Origin of the sequence: Colwellia piezophila ATCC BAA-637 (assembly GCF_000378625.1) — a bacterium.
Lineage (GTDB): Bacteria > Pseudomonadota > Gammaproteobacteria > Enterobacterales > Alteromonadaceae > Colwellia > Colwellia piezophila.
In genome coordinates this window covers 91,671-117,260 of the sequence record NZ_KB905173.1, presented here as the reverse complement: position 1 = coordinate 117,260, position 25,590 = coordinate 91,671, and the positions used below count along the sequence as shown (strand labels likewise).

Below are 25,590 nucleotides of genomic sequence, written 5' to 3'. Positions count from 1 at the left end.
ATAAAAATTACTATGGGCGAGCAATAAAGCCTACCGCATCATATACAGAGCTAAGTACTTTACTCGCACGTGCTGAGGCTTTGTCAGCACCACTACGCATAACTTGCTCTAAAAAGGTTTGGTCTTCTCTGTACTGGTAATATTTAGTTTGAATTGGCTCGAGTAATGCCACAACGGCATCAGCAACATCGCCTTTTAAATGACCATACATTTTATCTTCGTAAGCGGGTACTAAGTCGGCAATGCTTTGCCCTGTAGCACAAGATAATAATGATAATAAGTTGGACACACCTGGCTTTTCTTCGATATCAAAATAGATTCGTGCTTGCTCGTCTGAGTCAGTAACTGCGCGCTTTATTTTCTTGGCAATCTTCTTAGGATCTTCTAATAAACCAATAAAGTTACCTGGGTTATTATCAGACTTAGACATTTTTTTGGTTGGCTCAAGTAAGCTCATTACTCGCGCACCATGCTCCGGAATGAAAGGCTCAGGTATGGTAAAAATATTACCATAAAGGTTATTAAAGCGCGTGGCAATATCTCGTGCTAACTCTAAGTGCTGCTTTTGATCATCACCAACAGGCACACGGTTAGCACCGTAAAGTAGAATATCCGCCGCCATTAATACCGGATAAGTGAATAAACCTGAATTCATATTTGCTTCAGATTTTTGTGACTTATCTTTATACTGCGTCATGCGGTTTAATTCGCCCATTTGCGTATAACAATTTAATACCCAGCTCAATTGGGCATGTTCAGGCACATGAGATTGAATAAAAATAGTACTTTGCTCGGGGTCAACACCACAGGCTAAATACAGCGCCAAACCATCTAAGGTTGCCTTGCGTAAGTCTGCAGGTTTAGGGCGAACGGTAATAGCATGCTGATCGACCAGCATATAGTAACATTCGTGGGTTGACTGCATATTAACCCATTGTTTTAATGCGCCTAAATAATTACCAATAGTTAACTCGCCTGACGGCTGACAGCCACTTAATACAATAGGTTTACTTGTCATTTTCGTTACCTTTAAAATACTTAATTGTTTGCTTACCGGACTTTATTTACTGAGTGACTTTGGCTAATTCTGCACGCATCTCATCGATTGCCACTTTATAATCCGCTTGCGAAAATATTGCAGAGCCTGCAACAAACATATCCGCACCGGCTTGGGCTATTTCGGCAATATTATTGGCTTTAACGCCACCATCAACTTGTAAACGAATGTCATAGCCACTTTGGTTGATTTTTTCTTTTACCAAGCGTAATTTGTCTAAAGTCGTTGGAATAAAAGATTGGCCACCAAAGCCTGGGTTTACAGACATTAATAAAATGACATCAAGCTTATCCATAACAAAATCTAAACAATGCAAAGGTGTCGCAGGGTTGAGTACCAACCCTGCTTTACAACCATGGTCTTTAATGAGTTGCAAACTTCTGTCGATATGATCACTGGCTTCAGGGTGAAAAGTGATGATATCAGCCCCTGCTTTTGCAAAACCAGGTATGAGTGTATCAACGTTTTTAACCATTAAATGCACATCAATTGGCGCGGTAATACCATAATCACGTAATGACTTACAAATCATCGGGCCAAAAGTTAAGTTAGGCACAAAGTGATTGTCCATCACATCAAAGTGTACAACATCGGCGCCTGCCGTTAAGACCTTAGCAACATCATCACCTAAGCGAGCAAAATCGGCAGATAAAATAGAAGGAGCAATTAAAAATGGTGACATAGGGATAATATCCTAAAAAAATATGCCGCTATTATACCCATGCTAGTTAAAAATGCGAGTTCCACACTTAGGTCTCATACCAAGCTAATGCACTTATTTTGAACATTTAAATTTTAAACGCACTATTTTTGTTCATACCACAACTAAACTAAGCACAAGTTAACTTTGCAAAAACAAACAGACTCAACTAATCTACTGATTATTAAGCATTAAAGTATAAACCTAAAAATATCACCTAACGTTATCGATACAGGCATCAAGATTGCATTGCCATTAACAGACAATAATTATAACAACTAATAACGAGACTTATTATGAAAAAAGCAATAACAACTATCGCTCTAGCATCATTATTTGCTAGTTCAGGCATTTCTTTTCAAGCATCAGCTACAGAAGGCTTATCAGCTAACGTAGCTGCTACCTCTAATTACTTATGGCGTGGTCTTGAGCAAACAGGTGGCGATGCTGCCGTTTCTGGTGGTATTGATTATGCTAATAATTCAGGTTTTTATGCCGGCACCTGGGTATCAAATGCATGGGGTGGTACAGAATTAGATTTGTACGGTGGTTTTGGTGCTGATATCAATGAGAACATGTCATATGATGTTGGTTTTATTTACTATGCTTACCCGGATGCTGATGATGCAGATTTTTCTGAAATCTACGGTAGTTTCACTTTTACTGGCCTAACGGTAGGAGTTGCTGTATTAACCTCTGCTGCTCCTGATAATATTGATGCGGGTGATTCTGTCTACGTTAATGCCGATTATGCTTTAGCCCTTGGTAATGAAGCTGAAGTTAATTTTCACGTTGGTAATTACAGTGGTGATTTCTCGACTGACTCAACTGACTTTGGGGTTTCAATAAGCAAAGATAATTTCACTTTCGGTGTTTCAAAAACTGATTACGATGATGGTGGCAGTAGTGATGATATGAAATTCTACGTTTCTTACTCTGTTGATATTGACCTATAAGCCTTTATAACTGACGGCCTTGATAAACAGTTTAAAAAACAAGCAATGACAGAGGGGTGAACATAGTTTATACTGGTTCACCTCTTTTTCAATAATAGTTTAAATATGATGTCAAAACGGATGATGACAGCCACTATTTTATCAAAGCTTAAGGCATTGATTTTCACCCTCACTTTTACTTTCATTACATTGATTTGTGTCACTAAATATACTGAGCAGAAAAACGTTCACATACAACTACTGAGCTCATGTATGACCCTTGAGTCTAAGCTGCCAATGAACCATGTGAACCATCCTTGTCGGGGAAATCACCAGTCAAATAATAATTGGCTCTCTTGGTTATCCGGTGACACCAAATCAACACATGTACACTTTTTAGATCTGATCGAGCTAATCAATTATAACTTTAATTAATGTCACCTTAGTTATGAGAAGTAACTTAATGGATACTTTTAAAAGCGTGGCTGCGGCATTTTTTGGCGTGCAAAGTGAAAGGAATAGTAAACGAGACTTTTCTCAAGGAAAGCTGCTTCATTTTATTATCGTTGGAATTGTTATGTTACTTATTTTTATCGGCGTTTTAATTACCACTGTCAGTTTAGTTATACCTACATAGCTAAAGGCTACTGCACAATACCACTTACTTATATAAAGCGAGTAACTCCGCAACCTTTTTCCGATTTGTTGCACTTTGACTGATGGTTCTAGCGACCTTGAACGACTTTATTTTCGCAGCATGCTCGTATATTTTACGCGTCCATATAGTATCGTGATTGGAAATGACTACTGATATCGCACCACTTTCGCTGACTTCCTCTGCAGCATTAGCAAGGTCAGCTTGGTCATCTAAACCAAAACCATTACCAGCATAACTGGTAAAGCTCGCTGTTTTGCTGAGTGGTACATAAGGTGGATCACAATAAATAACATCGCCATTCACTGCTCGCTCAAATGTTTTCCGGTAACCTTCACAGACAAAAGTTGCTTTTTGAGACTTTTCAGCGAAATAGTTTAGCTCTACTTCAGGGAAATAAGGGCGTTTATATTTGCCAAAAGGGACATTGTAGCCACCTTTTTTGTTATAACGACATAAACCATTATAACCATGGCGATTCATATACAAAAACACCAGTGAACGAAAGTAAGGATCTTTACTCGCATTGAAGTCACTACGTAATTGGTAATAACGCTCAGCTTGGTTATGCTCAGCATTAAAAAACTTTCGTACATCAGCGATAAAACAATCAGGTTTATCTTGGACAAACTTATAGAGATTTATTAAATCTTGATTGATATCATTAAGAATATATTCGTCATAATCAGTGTTTAAAAATACCGACCCTGCGCCAACAAAAGGCTCGATTAGACGTCGTGAATTAGGGAGTATTTTTGAGATAACATCACATAGGCTATATTTCCCGCCAGCCCACTTCAAAAATGCTCGATGTTTATTATTCATGCTACCGACTAAACTCGCAACTTCACTTAATAAAATTAAAGGCGGATTGTAGCTTGTATTACCCTTTAAAGGTATTAATTTCCTTGATTACTGAAGAAATATCCTTAAGCCAGGGTCTACGTTTACTTAAGTTAGCCGGCATTAATTTAATCGCTATTTGAGCCGCGGTTTTATTGGAGTAAACCCTTGATGTCACCACTATAAAATCCTGCCCATTGAGTTTTTTTTGATAGCTATATAATATTTCATTCGGGTTGTTTTTGATGAAGTGCTGCCAAACGAGTGGTTTTGAAAATCCTGCTACTTGGATTACATAACCTTGCTCATGGACTATAACTTGATTGTAATAAAAATGAGGGTCGAAAATTACAGCTTTATTAAATGCTATCTTATCAGCAGTATTTTCTTGAATTAAGCCTTCCCTATCAGATAAGTCAGTAACTTTATCCTGATCCTCATATCCCTCATTATTAAACTTCGGTTTTGCAACGAACTTATTTTCGCTGAACTCAAGTGCTTTGAGAACATCTTTGGAGTTAGCTGGCTCAACAATATCTTGACTATGTATCGAAAAGGCTAAAATTGCATTATTAATTTCAATACTTGTAGCGGCTAAAACAGGGGCACCGTTAGCAACGTTAGTAGCATTTAAAGGTTTCTCTTTCTTTTTCATTGCTCTAACAACGTTCTCTGTAGAGCTAGGTAAACCAGAAACTTTCTGTAAAGGTGTATCACTGTCATTTTTTAAGTTAATTGATGCTTGAGCATTATTCTGGGGTTTAGCATCGACATTGTACCTTATTAGCTGATACCCCCAAATAAGGATGGCCACCAATATTAGTGTGGCGGCAAGTAGAGCAAATTTTTGTAAAGCGGTTACCGAAATATTCCGATGCTGAGCGACTAGTTTTTTGTCATCTAAACTGAGAACTTGCCCAGTTTCAGCGTCAATCACCACCATCTTGTTTTTAAATAGGCTTTTATTTATAGTCAGTTGGTGAGCCGCTTCTGTTAAGCCAAAGAGTACGACATTGATGGTTAAGTTATTCTTTTTAGCTAAATTTACTAATTGAGATAATTCATACTTAACTTGTAATGAAAGGGAGTGTGCATGGTCTATAACGATAGACACTACGTCGCCATGCCGCTTAGCAAGGTCTAAAATACTTACGGCTAATGATTCTTCAGGATCAAATAGAGTATTGACGAATAGTTGCTCTATTAATCGGCAACGTATCTGGATATCGTTAAGTTGTTCTGAAGCAGAGACAAACGCAACATTAATTTGTTTAGCATTTCCCCCTAGTTTAGTATCTGAAAGACTGACAAGAAAATCGCTAGCTAATCGCGTGTATTGTTCATTGGTACTGGCTACTATTAATATCGCTTGCTTAGTAAAACGTAAATTATAAGCTATACGAGTCGTGACACTAACGTCTGAATTTTCACTTGATTGCAAAAGATTATTTTCTATGAATAATTGTGGTTTTTTAAGGTTTGATGAAGAGTTTGCTAATGCAGACATGCTTAATCCTTTCTATGCTGTATATTCTACTTAATAAGCCAACGCGGCTTATGTAGAAAATAATTATAGAATTTCTTGAAGCATATCCTGTGTGACATCGTCACGAATTTCAGACTGCCCTATTGCTGTTGGTACGATAAACCTTAGCTTACCGGCAATATTCTTTTTGTCTCGACGCATATGGCGAATAAATTCAGCGAAGCCCATATTCTTTGGAGCAATAATAGGTAAATCAAATGCTGTTATTAATCGTTCTATTCGTCGTAATTCTGACACTTCAAGCAAATTCATTGCGACTGCTAACTTAGCAGCAAGTACCATGCCAGTAGCGACAGCCTCACCATGTAACCAGTTACCATAACCTTGTTCTGCTTCTATAGCATGGCCAAAGGTATGACCGAGATTAAGTAATGCACGAACACCTGTTTCAGTTTCATCGCTCGCGACAATATCTGCTTTACATTGACAACATTTTTCAATCATTTGGGCGAGTAGCTGTTTATTGCCTGATTTTATCTCTTTGATGTTTTCTTCGAGCCATTCAAAAAAATCTTTATCACCTAAAATGCCATACTTAATAACTTCAGCCATGCCGGCACTAAACTCACGTACAGGTAAGGTGCTTAAACTGTCAATATCGATGAAAACGGCTTTAGGTTGATGAAAAGCACCAACCATATTTTTCCCTAAAGGATGGTTTATGGCAGTTTTCCCGCCCACTGACGAATCTACTTGAGACAGAAGCGTTGTTGGGATTTGAATGAAATCAATACCGCGCTGATAACATGCAGCGGCAAAGCCAGTGATGTCACCAATGACACCGCCACCAAGCGCAATCAATGTCGTATCTCTACCATGTTCATGAGTCAATAGATGAGACATGATGACATCAAAATTAGCTAAGCTTTTCTCAGCTTCACCATCAGGCAGAATAACCTCATCAACGGTGAAAGCTGTTAGTTTCGCTTTTAAAGCCTCTAAATATAATGGGGCAACAAGATCATTTGAGACAATACAAACACGTTTAGCGCGTATGTGCGACGAAAGCAGCTCTGTTTTATTTAACAGACCTGAATCAATATAAATGGGGTAACTGCGTGCGCCTAAATCAAGATTAAGTATTGCCATAAGAGGTACTAGCTAATTCCACGCAGATTTACTTTAAAAGTCGAGTCTTTCTATAATTTTATGAGCAACCACTTTTGCACTTTGATCATCAGTCTGTACGATAATATCGGCGATATCTTCATAAAGAGGATTACGTTCAATAGCAAGATTTTCTAACACTGTGCGTGGTTCTTCTGATGTTTGTAGAAGAGGGCGTCGTCTATCTCTTTGAGTTCGGGCAACTTGCTTGTCGATTGTTGTTTCAAGATAAACAACAATGCCGCGAGCAGATAAGCGATTCCGAACATTAGTGCTGATAACAGAACCACCACCTGTAGCTAAGACAATACCTTGCTTTTCGCTTAAGTCTTCAATCACACTTTCTTCTCTTATGCGGAACCCTTCTTCACCTTCAAGATCAAAAACCCAAGCAATGTCTGCTCCTGTACGGCGCTCTATCTCTTGATCAGAGTCAAAAAACTCAAGATGTAATCGATCGGCAATTTCTCTACCGATAGTGCTTTTACCAGCACCCATAGGGCCTATAAGGAATATATTTCGTTTTTCTGCCATTAGATTTACTTAATACTCGTTGTGTTTACAGAACAGTCAAAAATTTATATTTCATCGAAATTGAGCTTTTGACGCAAAAGAGGTCTCCCTCGGAAATTCAAGGGCGTAATTATCGCAAGTGTTAGCCATAAAATGCAAGCAACAATAGTACTAACTTAGTTAAAAACTGCCTTTTAGGAATAAAATAAACATAAAATGTCGTATATACACGAATTCAAATGCATTTCACTCCTCAATTCACCTTAAAATTGTTCAGTTACAATTCTTGGCGTAACAAAGATTAGCAGTTCTTTTTTCTCATTTAGCTGGCTTGACGTTCTAAATAACCACCCTAAATATGGAATATCGCCCAATACCGGAACTTTAGAGACGGTACTTATAATCGCTTGCTGATAAATTCCACCTAGCACTATGGTTTCGCCGTTATTCACTAGAACTTGGGTGCCGATACGCTGAGTATCAATAGCAGGTGCTAAGCCACTCTTCACTTCAGATACCGTGTCTTGAGTAACAACCAGATCCAAAATTATTTTATCATCAGGAGTTATGTGAGGTGTAACTGTCAAGCTTAACACTGCCTTTTTAAATTGTGTCGCTGTTGCGCCACTTGAAGCCGCCTCTTGGTAAGGAATCTCCACACCTTGTTCTATATAGGCTTCTTTTTGATTTGCTGTAGTAATACGCGGGCTTGCAATGACTTCACCTTTATTTTCTTTTTCAAGCGCTGATAATTCAAGATCTAAAATTGTACCATTAGCTAGTCTAGCCACTTGAAAAGCAATGGTACCTGCAGGCGATGCAACCGGTAAGTTGACATTCAACCTATCACTAAGTTCAGGAACCGAGCCACCACGGGCAGTATCTACACCTTCTAAGCTACCGGAAAAGGTATTTTCACCATCGGTATCGGTAACGCCCCAGCGAATGCCAAGCTCTTCCTGCATGTTATCTTTTACGGTTACCATTCTCGCTTCAATAACAACCTGACGTATTGGCACATCTAGAATGGAAACCATACGTTTAATATCTTCGATGCTCTTTGCTGTATCGCGAATCAATAAGGTGTTAGTCGGTTTATGAACCGAGACACTACCGCGAGCAGATAAAATACTGGTATCTTCATTTTTAATTAACTCAGCAAACTCAGCAGCTTTGGCATAGTTAATTTGAACATACTCTGAATATAGGGGGGCGAGCTCTTCGACTTGCTGTTTAGCTTGTAATGATTGCGCTTCTCGAGCAGCTAACTCGTCACTAGGCGCGACCATTAAGATGTTACCCTGCATTCTTTTATCTAAACCTTTAACCTTCAAAATAATATTTAAGGCTTGATCCCAAGGTACCCCATCGAGACGCAACGTAATATTACCGGTCACAGTATCACTAATGATTAAATTGAAGTCATTATAATCCGCAATAATCTGTAAAACAGTCCGAACAGGGATATCTTGAAAACTTAATGAGATACTACGGCCATTAAAGTCTTCCGTTTCACCAAGATAAGTAGGTTCTTTTTTAGGTTTTGCTTTTACCGTTAAGATAAATAAATTGTCTTCTTGTTTCTGGCTAAAAATAAAACCACCGTCAACGTCGATAACAAGCCTAGCATTCCTGCCTTCTTTAAACGTTTCAATGCTTGTAACTAAGGTGCCGAAATCTGTAACATCAAGCTTATAGAGTAAATCTTCAAGGATTTCAGTATTATGGAATTCAATATTTAATCTACCTAATTTATCATTAACATCCGCAGCCAACATATTATCTGTTAAGTAAATAAGAACTTGACCTTCATTGTTACTATTAAGTCTAAAGTCAATTGATTCTATTCGGTTAATGAAGTTATCACCTGCAGGGCTTAACGTTGAGACAATTTCAGCTGAATTTCCATAATTAAAGGTGATAGAAAATTCTTTATCATTATTTAAGGCTACATCAAACACAGCTAACTTTTCTAGTTGAATTAACGCAACCACTTTGCCTGTTGCAGCATCTAAACTAATTTTTTTAATACCGGCATGATTTATTAACGTTTCTTTTATATCGTTACCAAACGCATTAGCATCAAAAATCACTTCAACATAAGCAGGAGTCATTGATGTTTTAACCTCGGGTAAGGCGGTAATGTTTTCAGAAAAACTAAAAACTAAAGTTATTTGGTCGTTTTGAATAGTGTTATATGAGATAGCAACTAACTCATTTTTATTTGACGAAGCAAGACTATCAGCCGCACTTACAGAAAATGACAGTAGTAAAGTAGATAACAAAAATATTGCCGTAAGCCATAGTTCATTAATAGCAGTGAAACTTTTATAGTTTTTTATTTGATTAAATAGCATCATTGATTCCTTTACTTATTTGACTCTTCAGATTGCACGATATCTAATTTCGCTTCACGTTCGACCCAACACCCAGCACCATCTGGAGCTAATTCTATTATTTTCACTGTTTTTGCACTCACTTGTATGATTCGGCCACTATATAAGCCAAGATAATTTCCGACAGCAACCCTATGTAAACTCAAATCTGAGGCTTCTAATAAGGCCCAGAGCTTACTTGCATCACCTAAAGTGCCGCGCATTCTCAAATCACTCAAGGCATATTTTTCTAACGGTTGCTTACGACGATTGGTATTGGGGCTTAAACAACCCGCCATTTGCTGCATTTTTTGTTGCATTGCTTCGGGTCTAGGCAATACAAATGGACTACGTAAATCGTCCGCAGAATATGCAATATGAATAAATGGATGCACTTCTGGCATAGGGTCTATATAACTTGTTGTCGTTGCTCTGACCTGAGCCATGTGTGCCTTTATCTCTGCTGTATCGTCAAAACACCCAGATAACAAGGTCAGCGCTATCACACTGACAATTTTCGTAGTGTTACAGGTTAAACTATTTGTTGTCATTGAGCTGCCTCCTGTTGATAACGATAAGTTTTAGCTTGGAGTTTTAAATTAAGCGTATCGTTATCATTTTGCTCAATCTTAATTTTAAAGTCATGCAAGGTCACAATTCGTGGCAAACCAGCAATTTTACTAACAAATTGCCCAAATGAGTGATACGACCCTATGACTTCAATATCAATAGGTAACTCTATATAGACCTCTTTACTAATCTCAGGCTGCCATTCCAATTTTACAAAATCCAGACCACTGGTGGTACCCACAAAAGTAATATCATCTAACAATCCTGGAATTTCATGGCTGTTTGGGAGACTTTTAAGCTGCTTAGCAAAGGAATCTTCAGCCTCTTTCATTTGGTCGCGGAACAAAGATAAATTAGCTGCAATATGGTATTTAGCGCGAAAGGATTCCTTTAAAACTACCTCTTCAGCCACAACACGATCAAGCTTTTCCATTTGATCACTAATTAAGCCTACATAACCTAAAGAGCCGACTATAACCGCTAGAAACACACCTAACACTAACTTTGGTGCTGCGGGCCACTGACCAATATTTTCAAGATCAAGGTTGTCAAACTGGGATGCATCAAACTTCATCATTTGCTCCCTTTATTAGCAGAAAGGTCATCCACCAAACCTTTTATTGTAACTTTCATCTTAAAACTACTGAGCAACTTAGAGCCACTTTCATCCGCAGTAATAGATTCTGGCGTCGCATCAACAAATAAATCTGATGACTCTACCGCACGTATCATATTAGCTAAATGATTATTAGATTCACTCTTACCGGTAAGCTGTAAAATATTACCTCGTTTTTCCAGCTCAATGATATAAATACCATTAGGAATGATTTTAGCTATCTCATCAAGAACTTGCGTACCGACATTACGACTACGTTGTAATTGCTCAACGACAGCAATGAGCTGCTGAAGTGCCTTCTTTTTATCATTTAGGGTTTTAATTTCGGCAATTTGAATATCAAGCTGAGTAATTTCATTTCTCAAATATTGATTTTTAGTATTTTGTCCATCAATACGAGCTTGATAATAAAAATTAAACGTTAACACGAATGCGAGTACAATCGAGCCGACAGCAAAAAGAATGGTAAAATATTCTTTTTGCTTTGCCTTGAGAGCTGCCTCACGCCAAGGAAGTAGATTTATATATGCCATGGAGTAAAGCTCCTTAACGCTAAACCAGTTGCTACCATTAGTTGCGGTGCCACTCTATCAAGCTCACTCTGGTCGACAGAATCACTAGATGACATATCGTGGAAGGGATTGGCAATAACCGTATGGATTCCCAATTCATCCGTAAGTAAATCTTCAAGTCCTTCCAGAGCAGCAGTACCACCAGAAATCAATAAATAATCAACTTTATCTTGGCCACTGGTTGTCAAAAACATTTGAATAGCGCGGCGTATTTGTTGCATTAAAATAGTATGGAAAGGCGCTAATACTTCAAAGGTATAGTTGGGTGGAAGGTCGTTGGTTGTCTTGGCTTCTTCAGCCTGTTCAAATGATTTATTGTAATAAGAGACAATTGAGCGGGTATATTGTTCACCGCCAAACATTTGGTCACGGCTATAAATATGCTTACCCGCTTCTGTTGCCGAGAAAAGGGTTACTGTCGAGCCGATATCTACTATTGCGACAACCTTATCTTTTGCATCTTCAGGTAGTTGAGATAAACAAAGATCATAAGCTCGTCCGACGGCATAAGATTCAACATCAATAACTTTGGCATTGAACTGCCCGGCATCGAGGGCAGCAACACGGGCTTCGATTGACTCAGTACGAGCAGCACTTAACAAGACATTTACTTTACTCGGATCTGACTCGTTAACATCAAGGGTTTCAAAATCCAGACTAACTTCATCAAGTGGGAATGGAATTAAGCTATCGGCTTCAATCTCTATCTGGCTAGCGAGTTCATCTTCTGTTAACGCTACATCCATATATATCAATTTAGTGATAACAGTTTGCCCTGATACTGCAGCAGCCGCATCAATGGCCTTTGCTGAGATTTTTTTTCTAAGCTTGGCAATAACAGCACCTACTGCTTCGATATCTTGAATTTCACGATCAACCACTGAGCCTCTAGGCATTGGTTCTATAGCGAAATCTTCAATTATAAAGCCTTCACTTCCCTGACTCAACAATACCGCCTTAGCCGAATGGGAACCAATATCGATTCCTACCATCATTGAGTTTTTCTTTTTCCATAGTTTGTCTAGCATAACCACCTACAATTTTAATTTTGTAATTATTTTAGACGTAAAATACGTATAAATACATTTATTACATGTCTTTACACGATATACTAGTACTATCTTACATTTTTATCCACTAATTGGTCTTTTGCTGTGTTCTCAATCAAAAATTTATTTAAAGCCAGTCTGATACTGTTTATTGTTATCTCCATTGGTGTATATAGTTTATATTTATCAATACGTTCTGACTTGCCAAACGTTGACTCTTTAAAAAATATACACTGGCAAACGCCATTACAAATTTATAGCCGAAACGGTTTACTTATTTCCCAATTTGGAGAGAAAAAACGCACACCTTTAATATTTGAGCAAGTTCCACAACAACTTATTGATGCATTATTAGCGACAGAAGACGATCGTTTTTATATGCATTTCGGTGTAGATCCCATAGGCATGGGCCGCGCTGTCCTAGGCAAGTTAATGGGACAAGACAAAGGTGGTGCGAGTACCATCACTATGCAAGTAGCCCGTAACTTTTTCCTAACCAGAGAAGTAACCTACATACGAAAAATTCGAGAAATATTTTTATCCTTTCATATTGAGAGCTTACTCAGTAAAGATGAGATATTAATGCTATACATCAACAAAATTGAACTAGGGCATAGAGCATTTGGTTTTGGCGCTGCTGCTCAAGTCTATTATGGCAAAGAAATTAACGAACTTAATCTTGCTCAAATTGCTGTTTTAGCCGGACTACCTAAAGCCCCTTCCACATTAAACCCTATACGCTCGCCAACGCGTGCAAAAGCTCGCAGAGGCGTTGTATTAAAACGTATGCTAGTGAGTGGTTATATTTCAGAGCAAGAATATCAAGCAGCGAAAAATGCGCCTATAACAGGCAAGAAACACGGCGCTGAAATAGAATTGGACGCCCCCTATGTAGCTGAAATGGCGCATAATGAAATATTAAAGCGCTACGGAAAAGAAAAAGCCTACTCAGAAGGATACAGGGTATTTACCACGGTGACGGCAAAGCTGCAAACGGCAGCGGAACAAGCACTGGTTAATAACTTAATGAATTATGACCAACGTCATGGTTTTCGTGGACCTTTAACCTCACTTCGACCTGAAGTGACCGGGCCTTCAAGCGGTGAGCATACTCCACAGCTGTCCTTATTATCGCCAGAGGAAATAAATAAAGCCCTTTCCGCAGCCAACTATTACCAAATGTTAGTCCCAGCAGTTGTTACGTCTGTTGAAGACAAGTCGGTGACCATTCAACTCCGCGAAGAGCAGACATCTGTTATTAATTGGCAAGGGCTAGCTTGGGCACGACCTTATATTAATGATCAAAAGCAAGGTAGGCCCCCTAAAGTAGCAAGTGAAATCCTTAAGTATGGAGATGTCATACTAGTCAATAAAATGTCCGATAATAGTTACCGCTTGGGGCAGCTACCGCAAGCAAGTGCAGCTATCGTCTCACTTTCTCCAGATGATGGCGCGATTAAGGCCGCCGTTGGTGGTTTTAGCTTCAATCAAAGTCAATTTAATCGAGTTACCCAAGCTAGGCGTCAAGTAGGCTCTAATATAAAGCCCTTTATATACTCTGCCGCTCTTGAGCATGGTTTTACCCTTGCTTCATTAGTCAATGATGCGCCAATAAATCAATGGGATAGTAGCTCAGGTGTAGTTTGGCGCCCTAGAAACTCACCTGAAACCTACGTTGGTCCATTACGAGTTCGCCTAGCGTTGGCGCAATCAAAAAACGTTATCGCTGTACGATTACTCAAAAGTGTCGGTGTTCGCAATACCATAGATCATTTAACTAACTTTGGCTTTAATGCTAGTGACTTACCTCGTAGTGAGACCTTAGCACTTGGCTCCGCTGCGTTAACACCACTAGAAGTAGCGACAGGCTTTGCCGTATTTGCCAATGGCGGATTTTTAGTAGAGCCTTACTTAATTGATCGGATAGAAAACAGTGATGGGGAAGTTATTTACCAGGCTAACCCTGCCTTAGCTTGCGATCCATGCATTCCAGCTAGCGATATTGACAGTGCTGAATTAGCTCTCGCATCAGATATAGCCCAAACAACTAATGAAGACGAACAACCAATTAAAGCTGATAAATTAGCGACTGCACCAGCTGAGCCAACCAGTGAATTACCGACGGAAGTAACTGCTGAAGTAATTGCTGAAGTGAAGCAGGCTCCGCGTGTAATTAGCCCACAGAATGCATTTTTGATCACCCAAGCACTTAATACTGCCATTTGGGGGGCAGACTATTCAATTGAGAATGGCTGGCAAGGTACTGGTTGGCGAGCTAGAACATTGAAACGCCGTGATATTGCCGGTAAAACGGGCACCACTAACGAAGCTAAAGACGCTTGGTTTTCAGGCTTTAGCCGCCGTTTAATTACCACGTCTTGGATAGGCTTTGATGATCCTAGCCATATGCTTGGCCGAACGGTATATAACAACAACCTAGGTAAGAACCAAACCACAGGTAATGAGTTCGGTGCTAAATCGGCGCAACCTGCCTGGATTGACTTTATGAAAATAGCATTGGCCGATGTGGAAGTTGAAGCATTTCAACCCCCTGTTGACATTGTCTATGTACGCATAGATAAAACAACAGGGAAGTTAACCACAAAAACAGATAGAACAAGCCAATTTGAATACTTTCGTTTAGGAAATGTGCCGACAGAGTATGCCACTCAAGATAATAGTAGCGACATAATCTCAGGTAAAAAAGAAAAAGAAGAAGAGGAAGAAGAATTGTTTTAAGGCAATCAATTTTAAAAAACAAAAAAAGCAGCTAGTACTTCCTACTAGCTGCTTTTTTATTAAATTAGCGACTGCTAAGCTAGATGTCTTTAACAAACACCTGAGAGTTACGCTGAAAATTATACATTTGCTGTTTACCTTCAGGTAAGCGCTCTAATGAAGTTTCAATAAAGCCCTGTTCTCGAAACCAATGACCACTGACAGTAGTTAATAAAAATAACGAGGTTAACCCTTTTTTCTTAGCACTCTCTTCTAAAGCACTAATGATCCTTTCACCTCGATTACCTTTACGATAGTCCGGGTCAATAACAACACAGGCAACCTCACCAGTTTTAGCTTCAGGGTATGGATATAACGCCGCGCAAGCGATAATGACATCTTCTTTTTTAAGGACGGTGAAACAGCCAATTTCCATCTCGAGTAATTCACGAGAGCGTTTAACCAATACGCCCTCTTCCTCCAGTGGTTGAATCAGCTCTAAAATCCCAGCGACATCATCAATCGTAGCGGTAGAAATTAATTCTTTATGATCTTTGGCAATTAAAGTACCAGCACCATCACGCGTGAACAGCTCTTGTAACAAGGCACTGTCACTTTGATAGCTGACGCAATGACAACGCTCAACGCCATTTTCACCACTTTGAATGATAGAGCGCAGTAATAATTGGCGAACATGGCAATCTTTTTCATCAAGCAAGGTTTTAACGGTACGCACGCTACAACTGCGAATGAGCTCACCCGATTTATCGATAAGCCCTTCGTCTTCAGTAAGGGCTATCAGCTTATCGGCTTTAAGTGCAATCGCAGTTTGCGTTGCCACATCTTCTAAAGCCAGGTTGAACACTTCACCTGTTGGTGAGTAACCAATGGGTGACAGCAAAACAATTGAGCCGTAATCTAACTGCATATTGATGCCGTCAGAGTCTATTCTCCTGACACTGCCAGTGTATTTATAGTCCACGCCATGACGAACACCCATAGGTTTGGCTATAACAAAATTACCGGTACTGACTCTAATTTGTGAGCCGTGCATAGGTGAATTAACTACACCGGTAGAGAGTAATGCTTCGATGTGCAGACGTAATGAGCCGGTAGCGTCTTTCACCGCAACTAAAGTTTGTGCATCAGTGATCCGAATATTACTAACCACCTTGCCTTCAAGACCACGTTGTTTCATGCGTTCTTCAATTTGTGGCCGTGCACCGTGCACCACCACCAATTTAACCCCAAGACTTCGTAGTAAAGAAATATCATGAATAATATTGCCAAAATTTGGGTGAGTAACAGCTTCGCCACCAAACATTAGCACCACCGTTTTTCCTCGATGGGCATTTATGTAAGGCGCGGCATTTCTAAACCATTTTACGTAATTTTGATCGCTATTATTCATGCTTTCCATTCTTCAATTCGATTTACTGTGTTTTGACTATGTAACCTGACCGACATTATCTCTAATCAGTATCAAGATGCCTTTTGAGGTTGATTGAGTATATATTCCATCGCCACTTCATCAGCCGGGTCTTTATGTGGACTCGGTTCACTGTCTTCAATGATATTTTCCGCTAATGAGCTTTTATCAATTAAGTTAAAACCAAGCTTCTCAAAATATTGTGGAATATAAGTCAACACTATAATTTGTTCTAATTCCATTTGATAAGCGAACTCTAACAAATATTGTACCAACGCTTCACCCTGACCTTGCTGCTGAGCACTTACATCTACAACTACCGAGCGAATCTCAGCAAGCCCTGTTTGATAAATATAAAGTGAAGCGGTACCAACAACTTTACCATCTAGCTCGGCAACAACAAAATTCTGGATGTCATGAATGATATTGTCACGAGTTCGAGGTAATATCTCGCCCTTATCGGCCCAGAAATTAGCAAGTAGATGAATACTATCCACATCAGACATTCTCGCACGACGAACTGACATAGCAGCTGCACGCTGAGCATTTAACCGTTGTTTAACCTGTTTAAGTGCCCCTTGAATTCTTTGCTTACCTGGCGCACCAACGACTTGCTCGTTCAAAATAGCTTCATTGCCAGACTGTGTAGTCGCTAACGCTTTTTCAACCTGTGCACGAGAAGTACCACCCAGCACTTCACGCTTATTAAGGGTCGATTCAATGGTAAGGTGTTGATAGACATCTTGCTCAATTTTATCACTGAACTCTTGCAGTTGCGTGATGGTTAAATCTTCTAACGGCACAGCTTTATCGATAGCGGCGAGTACCACTTCACCAACAATATGGTGCGCTTCGCGGAACGGAATATCTTTGCCGACTAAATAATCAGCCAGTTCCGTAGCATTGGCGTAACCTTGCTGTGCTGCGGCAAGGGTACGTGAGCGATTAACCTTTAAGCCATCGGCCACTAATACCGCCATTTCCATACATTCTTGCCACGTATCGAGGGCGTCAAACAAACCTTCTTTGTCCTCTTGCATATCCTTGTTATAAGCAAGCGCTAAGGCTTTCATTGTGGTTAACATACCGGTTAATGCACCAAAAACACGCCCGGCTTTACCACGAATTAATTCACAAGCATCAGGGTTTTTCTTTTGCGGCATTAACGACGAACCAGAGCTAACTAAATCGCTCATTTCGACAAAACCCGCTTCACCTGAATTATAGAAAATTAAGTCTTCGGCAAAACGTGATAGATGCATCATGGAAATACTGGCTGAAGCTAATAGTTCAATGACGTGATCTCTATCAGAAACGGCATCAAGACTGTTTAGGGTTGCGGTTCTAAAACCTAAACGATTAGCAAGGGCATTTCTGTCAATTGGGTAGGCAGTACCCGCAAGAGCGCCAGAGCCTAATGGTGAAACATCTAAACGATAAAGGGCATCTTTTAAGCGACCAATATCACGGTTAAACATTTCTACATAGGCTAAACACCAATGACCGAAAGTAATAGGCTGTGCTCTTTGTAAATGGGTATAACCCGGTAGCACGGTATCTTTTTCACGCTCAGCTAGATTCATCATCGCTTGTTGTAAATTAACTAGCGCAAATAATAAATCGCCGCCGGTCTCTTTACACCAAAGTTTTAAATCGGTCGCGACTTGGTCGTTACGACTACGACCAGTATGGAGTTTCTTACCTAAATCACCGGTTTTTTCAATTAACTGAATTTCTACCCAGCTATGAATATCTTCAGCATCAGATAGTAAAATCTGTTTAGGATTTTCTTCTACCGAGGCTTTTAGTTCTTCAAGTGCGGCCGTTAAACGTGTTAATTCATCATCGTTTAATACGCCAACTTCATGAATAGCTTGCGCCCAAGCAATTGAGCCGACAATATCTTGCACCGCCATACGATAATCTATCGGCAGTGAGTCATTAAATTTCTTAAATTGTAAACTCGCCTTGCCTTTAAATCTTCCACCCCATAAAGCCATAACTATTTCTCCTGATCTTTTAAACTGCCTTTTTGGCTTAGTGCGGTAATTCTGCTTGATAAACTGAATAAACGGATAAAACCTTCAGCATGTTTTTGGTCGTAAACATCATCAGCACCAAAGGTGGCAAACTCTTCAGAATATAAACTGTTAGGAGAGCGACGTTGAATCACTTGCGCCATGCCCTTATATAACTTAACCACTACATCACCGGTTAATTTTTCAGCAAATGATGCTGCTGAGGCAAGCTGTGCTTTAGCCAGTGGCGTAAACCAACGACCATCATAAATAACATGTGAGAACTCAAGACCAACAGACTCACGATATTTAAGAGATTCTTTATCGAGAATCAATGTTTCTAAACCTTTATATGCCGCCATTAAGATAGTGCCACCGGGTGTTTCATAACAACCACGAGACTTCATGCCTACTAAACGGTTTTCAACAATATCAATTCTACCAACACCGTGTGCCGCGCCTTTATCGTTAAGATACATTAAGGCGTCATAAGCGCCGGCACCCTTTTCACTACCAGAGAAGTCTTTACCGTCAATAGCAACTAATTCACCTGCAAGAAAGCTTAATTGTACTTTTTCTGGCACATCGGGCGCATCCATTGGATCAACCGTCATGGTCCATACTTCTTTTGATGGCTCACACCATGGGTCTTCTAACTCACCGCCTTCATGAGAAATATGCCAAGCGTTAGCATCACGGCTATAGATTTTAGTTAATGACGATGAACAAGGAATATCACGCTCAGCTAGGTAATCAAGTAAGTCTTCACGAGAAACCATATCCCACTCACGCCATGGCGCAATTACCGTCAACTCGGGCGCTAGAGCAGCAAAACAAGACTCAAAACGTACTTGGTCATTACCTTTACCGGTACAACCATGACAAAGGGCATCAGCACCAACTTTAAGGGCAAGCTCTACGTGTGCTTTAGCAATGATAGGACGTGCCATTGACGTGCCTAATAAATACTGACCTTCGTACACTGAGCCTGTTTTCAAAATTGGGTAAATATATTCCTTTACGTATTCTTCTTTAAGATCAACTATATAACATTCTGATGCACCTGAGGCTAGGGCTTTTTCTTTCACCCCCTCAAGTTCTTCATCACCCTGACCAACATCGGCACAAAAGGCGATGACTTCACAGCCTTCATAGTTTTCTTTTAACCACGGAATGATAGCCGAGGTATCTAAGCCACCAGAATATGCTAATACTACTTTTTTAATTTGTTTCTTTGCTAAAGCCATGATTTTCTCTCTTAAATTTTTTAAATGTTGCTAGCTAGTATCATTACTAACTTAACTCATATTCTTTCATTACTAATTTTTATAAACTTTTAAATTAATCAATGTTCGTTATGCTATTTGCTGCTAGAGCAAGAAAAAAGCCCGGAGCATACTCTTGTATCTGAGTACTTATACCGTAGCTATAGCAATAAATAGTTTGCACAATGGTTAATTAGCAAGCAATGTTACTAGAACGGCGTTTTGCGCCCACATTCTATTTTCTGCTTGCTGAAATACTTTCGATAATTCACTATCAAATAATTCCGTCGTTATTTCTTCTTCCAAATGTGCTGGCTGACAGTGTAGGACCATGCTCGCCTGTGCTTTTGCCATTAGCGCGTGATTCACTTGATACGGGGCAAACTTAGCGAGAATTTCTGCCTTTTTACTGCTATCTTCATCACCCATTGAAATCCAAGTATCGGTATAAATGACATCTTGTTTACCAATGGCGTTTATATCATTAGTAAGTGTTAACTTACTGCCTGACTCTTGTGCAAGTAACTTGGTTTTTTCAATGATATCTTGTTGTGCTTCATGACCTGCTGGGCAAATCAAAGTAAAATCTACACCTAAGGTTGCCGCCATTAGCATTAATGAATTAGAGACATTATTGCCATCGCCAACATAGGCTAATTTTACCTGGCTTAAATCAGCATAGGTTTCTGATAGCGTGACAAAATCTGCCAGTGCTTGGCACGGATGATAAACGTCACATAAAGCATTAATCACCGGAATACTGGCATGTTCAGCTAAACCTTGAATAGAATCATGACTAAAGACACGGGCAACAATAAGATCAGCAAAACACGATAAATTTTTCGCGTAATCACTAACCCGCTCACGTTCACCTAACTTGCCATTTTGCTGACCCAAATATAATGCATGACCACCTAACTTATTAATGCCCATATCGAAACTGACATGCGTTCTTAGTGAAGGTTTCTCGAAAATCATCGCTACAGATTTTCCCGCCAATGCTTGGCTATAGTCATTAGGATGTTTTTTGATGTTAATCGCCAATTCGATTAATGCTAATAATTGCGCTTTGTTCAGCTGATCATCGGCTAAAAAATTAACTAATGATGTTAGTGGTAATGTGCTCGACATAAGGTTTTTCTCTCAATATTTCTTTAAAGCTTTTGATAGCAGATAAACTAATTTGGCTGAATTTGCGTGCCAATGCCCTGACCATCAAGTAATTGGGTGATTTGCTCCGGCGATTGCCAACTGGCAACCGCGATAGTTCGTCGTAATTGTTTTGCTGCCAATAGCGCCGCATTAACTTTTGCGGTCATACCACCAGCAATAACGCCCTGCTCGATCAAATGTTCAGCTTGTTCGCCATTAAGTGACGATAAATACTCACCATCAGCGCCTTTAACGCCATTTACATCGGTCAGTAACAATAATTCCGCATTAAGTAGTTGGCAAATAGCTACCGCGGCATCATCGGCATTCACATTAACTAAGTCGCCATTCTCTAGGGCACCAATTGAAGAGATTACCGGTAAGAACTTGCTTGTTAATAGCGTGTCTAATAACTTACTGTTATTACTATGTGGCACACCAACTTGACCTAACTCTTGAGTAGATAAAGTACAACTGATCATATCGCCATCGTTTAATGATAAACCGACCGCCGCTAACCCCATACTATTGGCGGTAGCAACAATAGCTTTATTAACCGTACCCGCAAGAACGCCACTAATTAAGGCTATCTGCTCTTTTGGTGTGACCCGTAAGCCATGTTTTTTCTCGGTAGTAAAGCCAGCTTGCGCTAACATTTCATCAACCACACAGCCACCACCATGTACCAAAACTACTTGTTTGTTTTTCAACTGGGCAATCACACTGAATAAAGCACTGAGTGCTGATTCTTTTTCAAGAATGGTGCCGCCAATTTTAATGACTAAGGGCTTTAGCTTTGGTTTAACTTGTGGCTTTAGTTCAGGCTTGTTCATCTTTATTCCTTGCTATACTTTAATACGGTTCTTTTCTAATTTTCTAAGCATTTATTAATGAGAACTCACTGACCAAGCCAAGTGAAATATTAAAACATTGCACAGCTTGCGAAGCTGCGCCTTTAAGTAAGTTATCTATGGCACAACTGACCACTACCACCTGCTTTTCTTCATCGAGTTGCCAATGCACATCAGCAAATGGTGTATAAGCAACATTGCCAATTTCGGGCCAACTGGCTACTAACCTGACTAAAGGTTTATCGCTATAAGCCTGTGCAAAAGCTTGCTGTACTTGAGCATTAGTAACGCCAGTTTTAAGTTGCAAGGTTACCGTTGCTAACAGGCCTCTTTTGTAAGGCGCTAAATGCGGGTTAAATATCACCTCTATTGCCGCTTCTTGAGATATTTCAGGCTGATGTCTATGCTGCAATACGTTATAAGCTTTTAAGCTCACTTCATTAAAATTAGTTGCTAACGAGGCATTTCGTCCAGCACCGGTGACGCCACTAATACCATTAACGACAACCAATGAATTTTCTAGCACTAAATGGTTAGTTGTCAGTGGTTTTAAACAAAGTAAGCTTGCCGTTGGATAACAACCAGGTACTGCGACTAAGTTGGTATCGGCAATATCATCTTGCTGCCATTCGGCTAAGCCATACTTAGCAGATGCCAATGCGTCTGTGTTGGCATGCTCAAAGCCGTAATATTTAGGGTAATCATTGGCGTCTTTTAATCTAAAGCCACCGGAAAGATCAAACACTTTCACGCCAGCTTCGACAAAGGCTTGTGCCCAGTCAGCACTGAATTCATGGGGGGTGGCGAAGAAAACCACATCTAAACCTGACGCATGCTGCTCAAACCATGCTGGAGAGAAGGCTTGCAAGGGCAGATCACATATCCCGTTAAAACGACCATGTAAGTCACTAAAAAGCTTACCTTCAGATCGGCTATTTTCAGAAACAACTAAATGCTCAATTTGTGCTTGGTTATGCTTGCATAATAAGCCAACCAGCTCTGCTCCGGCATAACCACTGGCGCCGATAACCGCCACTTTTTGCACACTGTTATTCGAATCGAGTATAGCCTTTGTCATTTTTGCAGTAGCCTTATCAAAGCAGGTTATTTACACTATAGAACTAAGGTAACACCGCATGGGTAGTTATGCAACTTATCAGCATAACTATTTAAGTAATTATTCGAATTTTATAGGTTATTTATGACAAAGCTGCCTAATTTCAGCCAAAGCTTGAGCCAGTTAATCGCTTGCTCTTCTATTAGCTCCACACAACCGAGCTGGGATCAGGGTAACAATGAAGTTATCCAACTATTAGCTACTTGGTTTGAACAACTTGGTTTTAGTATTGAAATTCAAGCGGTACCTACTACCAACAATAAATTTAACTTACTGGCTAAGTTAGGTAGTGGTGAGGGGGGGTTATTGTTGGCAGGCCACAGTGACACTGTACCTTTTGATGAAAACCGTTGGCAGTCAGACCCACATAAAGTAGTCAATCAAGATGATAAGTTCTTTGGATTAGGTACTTGTGATATGAAAGGTTTCTTCGCTTTTATATTGCAGGTCTGTCAGAACTTAACCGCTAAACAGTTAAAAAAACCTTTATATATTCTTGCCACTGCGGATGAAGAAACGACTATGGCTGGCGCCCGTTTTTTTGCAAATAGCCAAACAATAAAACCTGATGTTGCCATTATTGGTGAGCCAACTAATTTAGTCCCTGTAGTTATGCATAAAGGTCATATGTCACACCGTATTAGTGTCGAAGGTAAGTCGGGTCATTCAAGTAAGCCTGCACTTGGTGTTAATGCCATAGAAATTATCTATAAAGTCATTGGCCAATTGTTAGACTTAAAAGAAAAGTTCCAGCTCAATTACCACAATGAAGCCTTTGATGTACCTGCACCAACGTTAAACTTAGGTGCTATTTCTGGCGGAGATAATGCCAATAGGATTTGTGGTCATTGTCATTTGGATATTGATTTACGTTCATTGCCCGGTATGAGCGATGATGAATTGATTAATTGGCTAAGTGAGGCATTAAAGCCATTGGCTGAACTTTATCCCGGTAGAATCAGTTTTGCTGAAATGCACCCGAGTTCACCTAGCTTTGAGCAAAAGAAACCCAGTACACTAATAGATATTGCCGAGGAAATTAGTGGTCATAGTTGCTGTGCCGTTAATTACGCCACTGAAGCCCCTTATATTCAGCAGCTAGGTTGTCAAACGATAGTGTTGGGCCCTGGTTCTATTGATCAGGCTCATCAACCAAATGAATTTCTTGCCCACAGTGAAATAGATAAAACTGAACGCTTGTTAACAAAAATGATTGAGTATTACTGCCTATAGTTCGAGATGTTTGTTATGGCTAGTAGTCATAACTAAAACAGTAATAACCAAAACAGTAATAAAAAGGCAGTCATAGAACTATATTGAAGTAGCTTGGGTATATGACAACCTTTTTGAGTTAACCTGTGCGTTGACATACTTTACAGGTATTTTAACCAAATCGACTCTGGATGTTTAGCCTTAAAGCCTCGATACCATAAACAAAAAGGATACAATAACAGCAGTATCAGCCCAGTAATGAGGTAACTTCCTGGCAAGTCTGTTATATCCCTCATACCGCCAAAAGTACCAGTACCCGTTAAGAAGATTCTATGTACCAAATAAAACATCATTGACGTTTGACCAAATACCAGTAATACCCCATTTGGTCTTACTCCTATACGCTGCTCAACTTTAATCATTGAGGCGAGAATAACCGCCATAAGTCCTAATTCAAGCATGATGAAGCTCGCTGAAGGTGGGTATTTACTAACATGTAACCATTGTTGCCAACTATTATCTTCTTTTAATAAAAACATATTGCCGTAATCATTGAAGTAACGGATGGCAACATAAGCAGCTAATGCTGCAAAGCCTAAACGAAACAGTAATTTAGCCGGGCTAACCGTCACCCTGCCATCACCGTAATCGAGAATATATCGACCAAACACCCAGCCAATAATCATCACCGACAGCCAAGGCACCGCGGCATAAGAAATACTTAAGTCTGGAGATGAATACTTACCTATTAACAAACCAACAATAATTGATTGCTCTTGACCACCGGCAAACCAAAACTGCGCAGTAACGAGTTCACCACCTAATATCCAAGCCATAGCAATAATAACTAATTGCTTACTGGATAATCGTCTAAAGAAAGCCATGCACATCATAGCAATACCAATAGCATAAAGTACTTGGAAGGTCAGCTTACCGCCGAAAAATGAGGTGATGGTTGGATCTAATAAAGCAATAAAAGCGCCGCGAATCAAAATATCTTTATCAATACCTTTGCTATCAAACCCTCGAGATAACTTGCGCTCAACGCTAATAGCTAAGGCCGTCCCTGCTAAAAACACAAAAACGGGGGCACAAATATGGCTTATCCAACGACTGAAAAATTCAAAGGCGGGTAACGGCGTGCCAAGAACATAATTGACTGCGGAGTCTGTCGACAAATGATCTCTGTTATAAACCATTGATACATGATCTAACACCATAATGATCATGACAAAACCACGCATCCAATCGATGGCAGCAATACGTTTACTTTTTACCTGACTTGTCATT

General features: G+C 39.7%; 22 protein-coding genes. 4 read left to right on the top strand and 18 right to left on the bottom strand.

The genetic code is table 11. The features are described 5' to 3' along the window. Positions 1-10: 10 nt before the first annotated feature. Both trpS and rpe read right to left on the bottom strand, forming a co-directional pair. Positions 11-1,018 (bottom strand): tryptophan--tRNA ligase, encoded by a 1,008-nt coding sequence (gene trpS / locus F580_RS0120235; RefSeq protein WP_019029582.1) that lies wholly within the window; start codon positions 1,016-1,018, stop codon positions 11-13. Between the two features lie 46 nt (positions 1,019-1,064). Beyond that, positions 1,065-1,739, bottom strand: coding sequence for a ribulose-phosphate 3-epimerase (gene rpe / locus F580_RS0120230; protein ID WP_019029581.1), 675 nt, complete (start codon positions 1,737-1,739; stop codon positions 1,065-1,067). Between the two features lie 314 nt (positions 1,740-2,053). On the opposite strand from rpe, the gene F580_RS0120225 reads away from it, so the two are divergent. Both F580_RS0120225 and F580_RS26120 read left to right on the top strand, forming a co-directional pair. Then, positions 2,054-2,713 carry a TorF family putative porin gene (locus F580_RS0120225; RefSeq protein ID WP_019029580.1) on the top strand — a complete coding sequence of 220 codons (660 nt, stop codon included), beginning with the start codon at positions 2,054-2,056 and terminating at the stop codon, positions 2,711-2,713. Positions 2,714-3,155: 442 nt separating this feature from the next. Next, complete coding sequence (locus F580_RS26120; protein WP_019029579.1) at positions 3,156-3,329, top strand: DUF2970 domain-containing protein; 174 nt, start codon at positions 3,156-3,158, stop codon at positions 3,327-3,329. Between the two features lie 24 nt (positions 3,330-3,353). Here the strand turns inward: F580_RS26120 and F580_RS0120215 are convergent, their stop codons facing one another. From F580_RS0120215 to F580_RS0120175, 9 genes are all read right to left on the bottom strand, one after another. Then, positions 3,354-4,172: a Dam family site-specific DNA-(adenine-N6)-methyltransferase gene (locus F580_RS0120215; protein ID WP_019029578.1), complete on the bottom strand. Its 819-nt coding sequence runs from the start codon at positions 4,170-4,172 to the stop codon at positions 3,354-3,356. A gap of 58 nt (positions 4,173-4,230) precedes the next feature. Beyond that, positions 4,231-5,697 carry an SPOR domain-containing protein gene (locus tag F580_RS0120210; protein ID WP_019029577.1) on the bottom strand — a complete coding sequence of 489 codons (1,467 nt, stop codon included), beginning with the start codon at positions 5,695-5,697 and terminating at the stop codon, positions 4,231-4,233. Positions 5,698-5,760: 63 nt separating this feature from the next. After that, positions 5,761-6,825 (bottom strand): 3-dehydroquinate synthase, encoded by a 1,065-nt coding sequence (gene aroB / locus F580_RS0120205; protein WP_019029576.1) that lies wholly within the window; start codon positions 6,823-6,825, stop codon positions 5,761-5,763. 33 nt (positions 6,826-6,858) lie between these two features. Beyond that, positions 6,859-7,377, bottom strand: a complete 519-nt coding sequence (gene aroK / locus F580_RS0120200; RefSeq protein ID WP_019029575.1) for a shikimate kinase AroK — start codon at positions 7,375-7,377, stop codon at positions 6,859-6,861. Positions 7,378-7,619: 242 nt separating this feature from the next. Continuing rightward, a complete protein-coding gene (locus F580_RS0120195) occupies positions 7,620-9,713 on the bottom strand; it encodes a type IV pilus secretin PilQ (protein ID WP_019029574.1) in 2,094 nt (697 codons plus the stop codon). 11 nt (positions 9,714-9,724) lie between these two features. After that, positions 9,725-10,282 carry a pilus assembly protein PilP gene (locus F580_RS0120190; RefSeq protein WP_019029573.1) on the bottom strand — a complete coding sequence of 186 codons (558 nt, stop codon included), beginning with the start codon at positions 10,280-10,282 and terminating at the stop codon, positions 9,725-9,727. Then, entirely contained in the window at positions 10,279-10,875 is a 597-nt protein-coding gene (locus F580_RS0120185) for a type IV pilus inner membrane component PilO (RefSeq protein WP_019029572.1), read from the bottom strand. Before F580_RS0120185 ends, F580_RS0120190 begins: the two co-directional genes overlap by 4 nt. Then, a complete protein-coding gene (locus tag F580_RS0120180; protein ID WP_019029571.1) occupies positions 10,875-11,450 on the bottom strand; it encodes a PilN domain-containing protein in 576 nt (191 codons plus the stop codon). Before F580_RS0120180 ends, F580_RS0120185 begins: the two co-directional genes overlap by 1 nt. Further along, positions 11,438-12,517: a pilus assembly protein PilM gene (locus tag F580_RS0120175; RefSeq protein ID WP_026301565.1), complete on the bottom strand. Its 1,080-nt coding sequence runs from the start codon at positions 12,515-12,517 to the stop codon at positions 11,438-11,440. The genes F580_RS0120180 and F580_RS0120175 overlap by 13 nt, the downstream gene beginning before the upstream one ends. A 126-nt stretch (positions 12,518-12,643) precedes the next feature. On the opposite strand from F580_RS0120175, the gene F580_RS0120170 reads away from it, so the two are divergent. Continuing rightward, positions 12,644-15,277: a penicillin-binding protein 1A gene (locus F580_RS0120170; protein ID WP_019029569.1), complete on the top strand. Its 2,634-nt coding sequence runs from the start codon at positions 12,644-12,646 to the stop codon at positions 15,275-15,277. A 79-nt stretch (positions 15,278-15,356) separates the two neighbouring features. On the opposite strand, the gene argA is transcribed toward F580_RS0120170, so the two are convergent. From argA to argC, 6 genes are all read right to left on the bottom strand, one after another. Then, on the bottom strand, positions 15,357-16,667 hold the full coding sequence (gene argA / locus F580_RS0120165) for an amino-acid N-acetyltransferase (protein ID WP_019029568.1): 1,311 nt from the start codon (positions 16,665-16,667) through the stop codon (positions 15,357-15,359). Between the two features lie 71 nt (positions 16,668-16,738). Next, positions 16,739-18,685: an argininosuccinate lyase gene (gene argH, locus F580_RS0120160; RefSeq protein WP_019029567.1), complete on the bottom strand. Its 1,947-nt coding sequence runs from the start codon at positions 18,683-18,685 to the stop codon at positions 16,739-16,741. Between the two features lie 2 nt (positions 18,686-18,687). Beyond that, positions 18,688-19,950 (bottom strand): argininosuccinate synthase, encoded by a 1,263-nt coding sequence (locus tag F580_RS0120155; RefSeq protein WP_019029566.1) that lies wholly within the window; start codon positions 19,948-19,950, stop codon positions 18,688-18,690. A 207-nt stretch (positions 19,951-20,157) separates the two neighbouring features. Further along, entirely contained in the window at positions 20,158-21,099 is a 942-nt protein-coding gene (locus F580_RS0120150; RefSeq protein ID WP_019029565.1) for an ornithine carbamoyltransferase, read from the bottom strand. 47 nt (positions 21,100-21,146) lie between these two features. Next, positions 21,147-21,953, bottom strand: coding sequence for an acetylglutamate kinase (argB, locus tag F580_RS0120145; protein ID WP_019029564.1), 807 nt, complete (start codon positions 21,951-21,953; stop codon positions 21,147-21,149). A 43-nt stretch (positions 21,954-21,996) separates the two neighbouring features. Beyond that, a complete protein-coding gene (gene argC, locus F580_RS0120140) occupies positions 21,997-23,049 on the bottom strand; it encodes an N-acetyl-gamma-glutamyl-phosphate reductase (protein ID WP_019029563.1) in 1,053 nt (350 codons plus the stop codon). Between the two features lie 123 nt (positions 23,050-23,172). Between argC and argE the strand changes: the two genes are divergently transcribed. Further along, positions 23,173-24,321: an acetylornithine deacetylase gene (gene argE / locus F580_RS0120135; RefSeq protein ID WP_019029562.1), complete on the top strand. Its 1,149-nt coding sequence runs from the start codon at positions 23,173-23,175 to the stop codon at positions 24,319-24,321. Between the two features lie 140 nt (positions 24,322-24,461). On the opposite strand, the gene F580_RS0120130 is transcribed toward argE, so the two are convergent. Further along, on the bottom strand, positions 24,462-25,589 hold the full coding sequence (locus F580_RS0120130) for an acetyltransferase domain-containing protein (protein ID WP_019029561.1): 1,128 nt from the start codon (positions 25,587-25,589) through the stop codon (positions 24,462-24,464). Position 25,590: the final 1 nt, after the last annotated feature.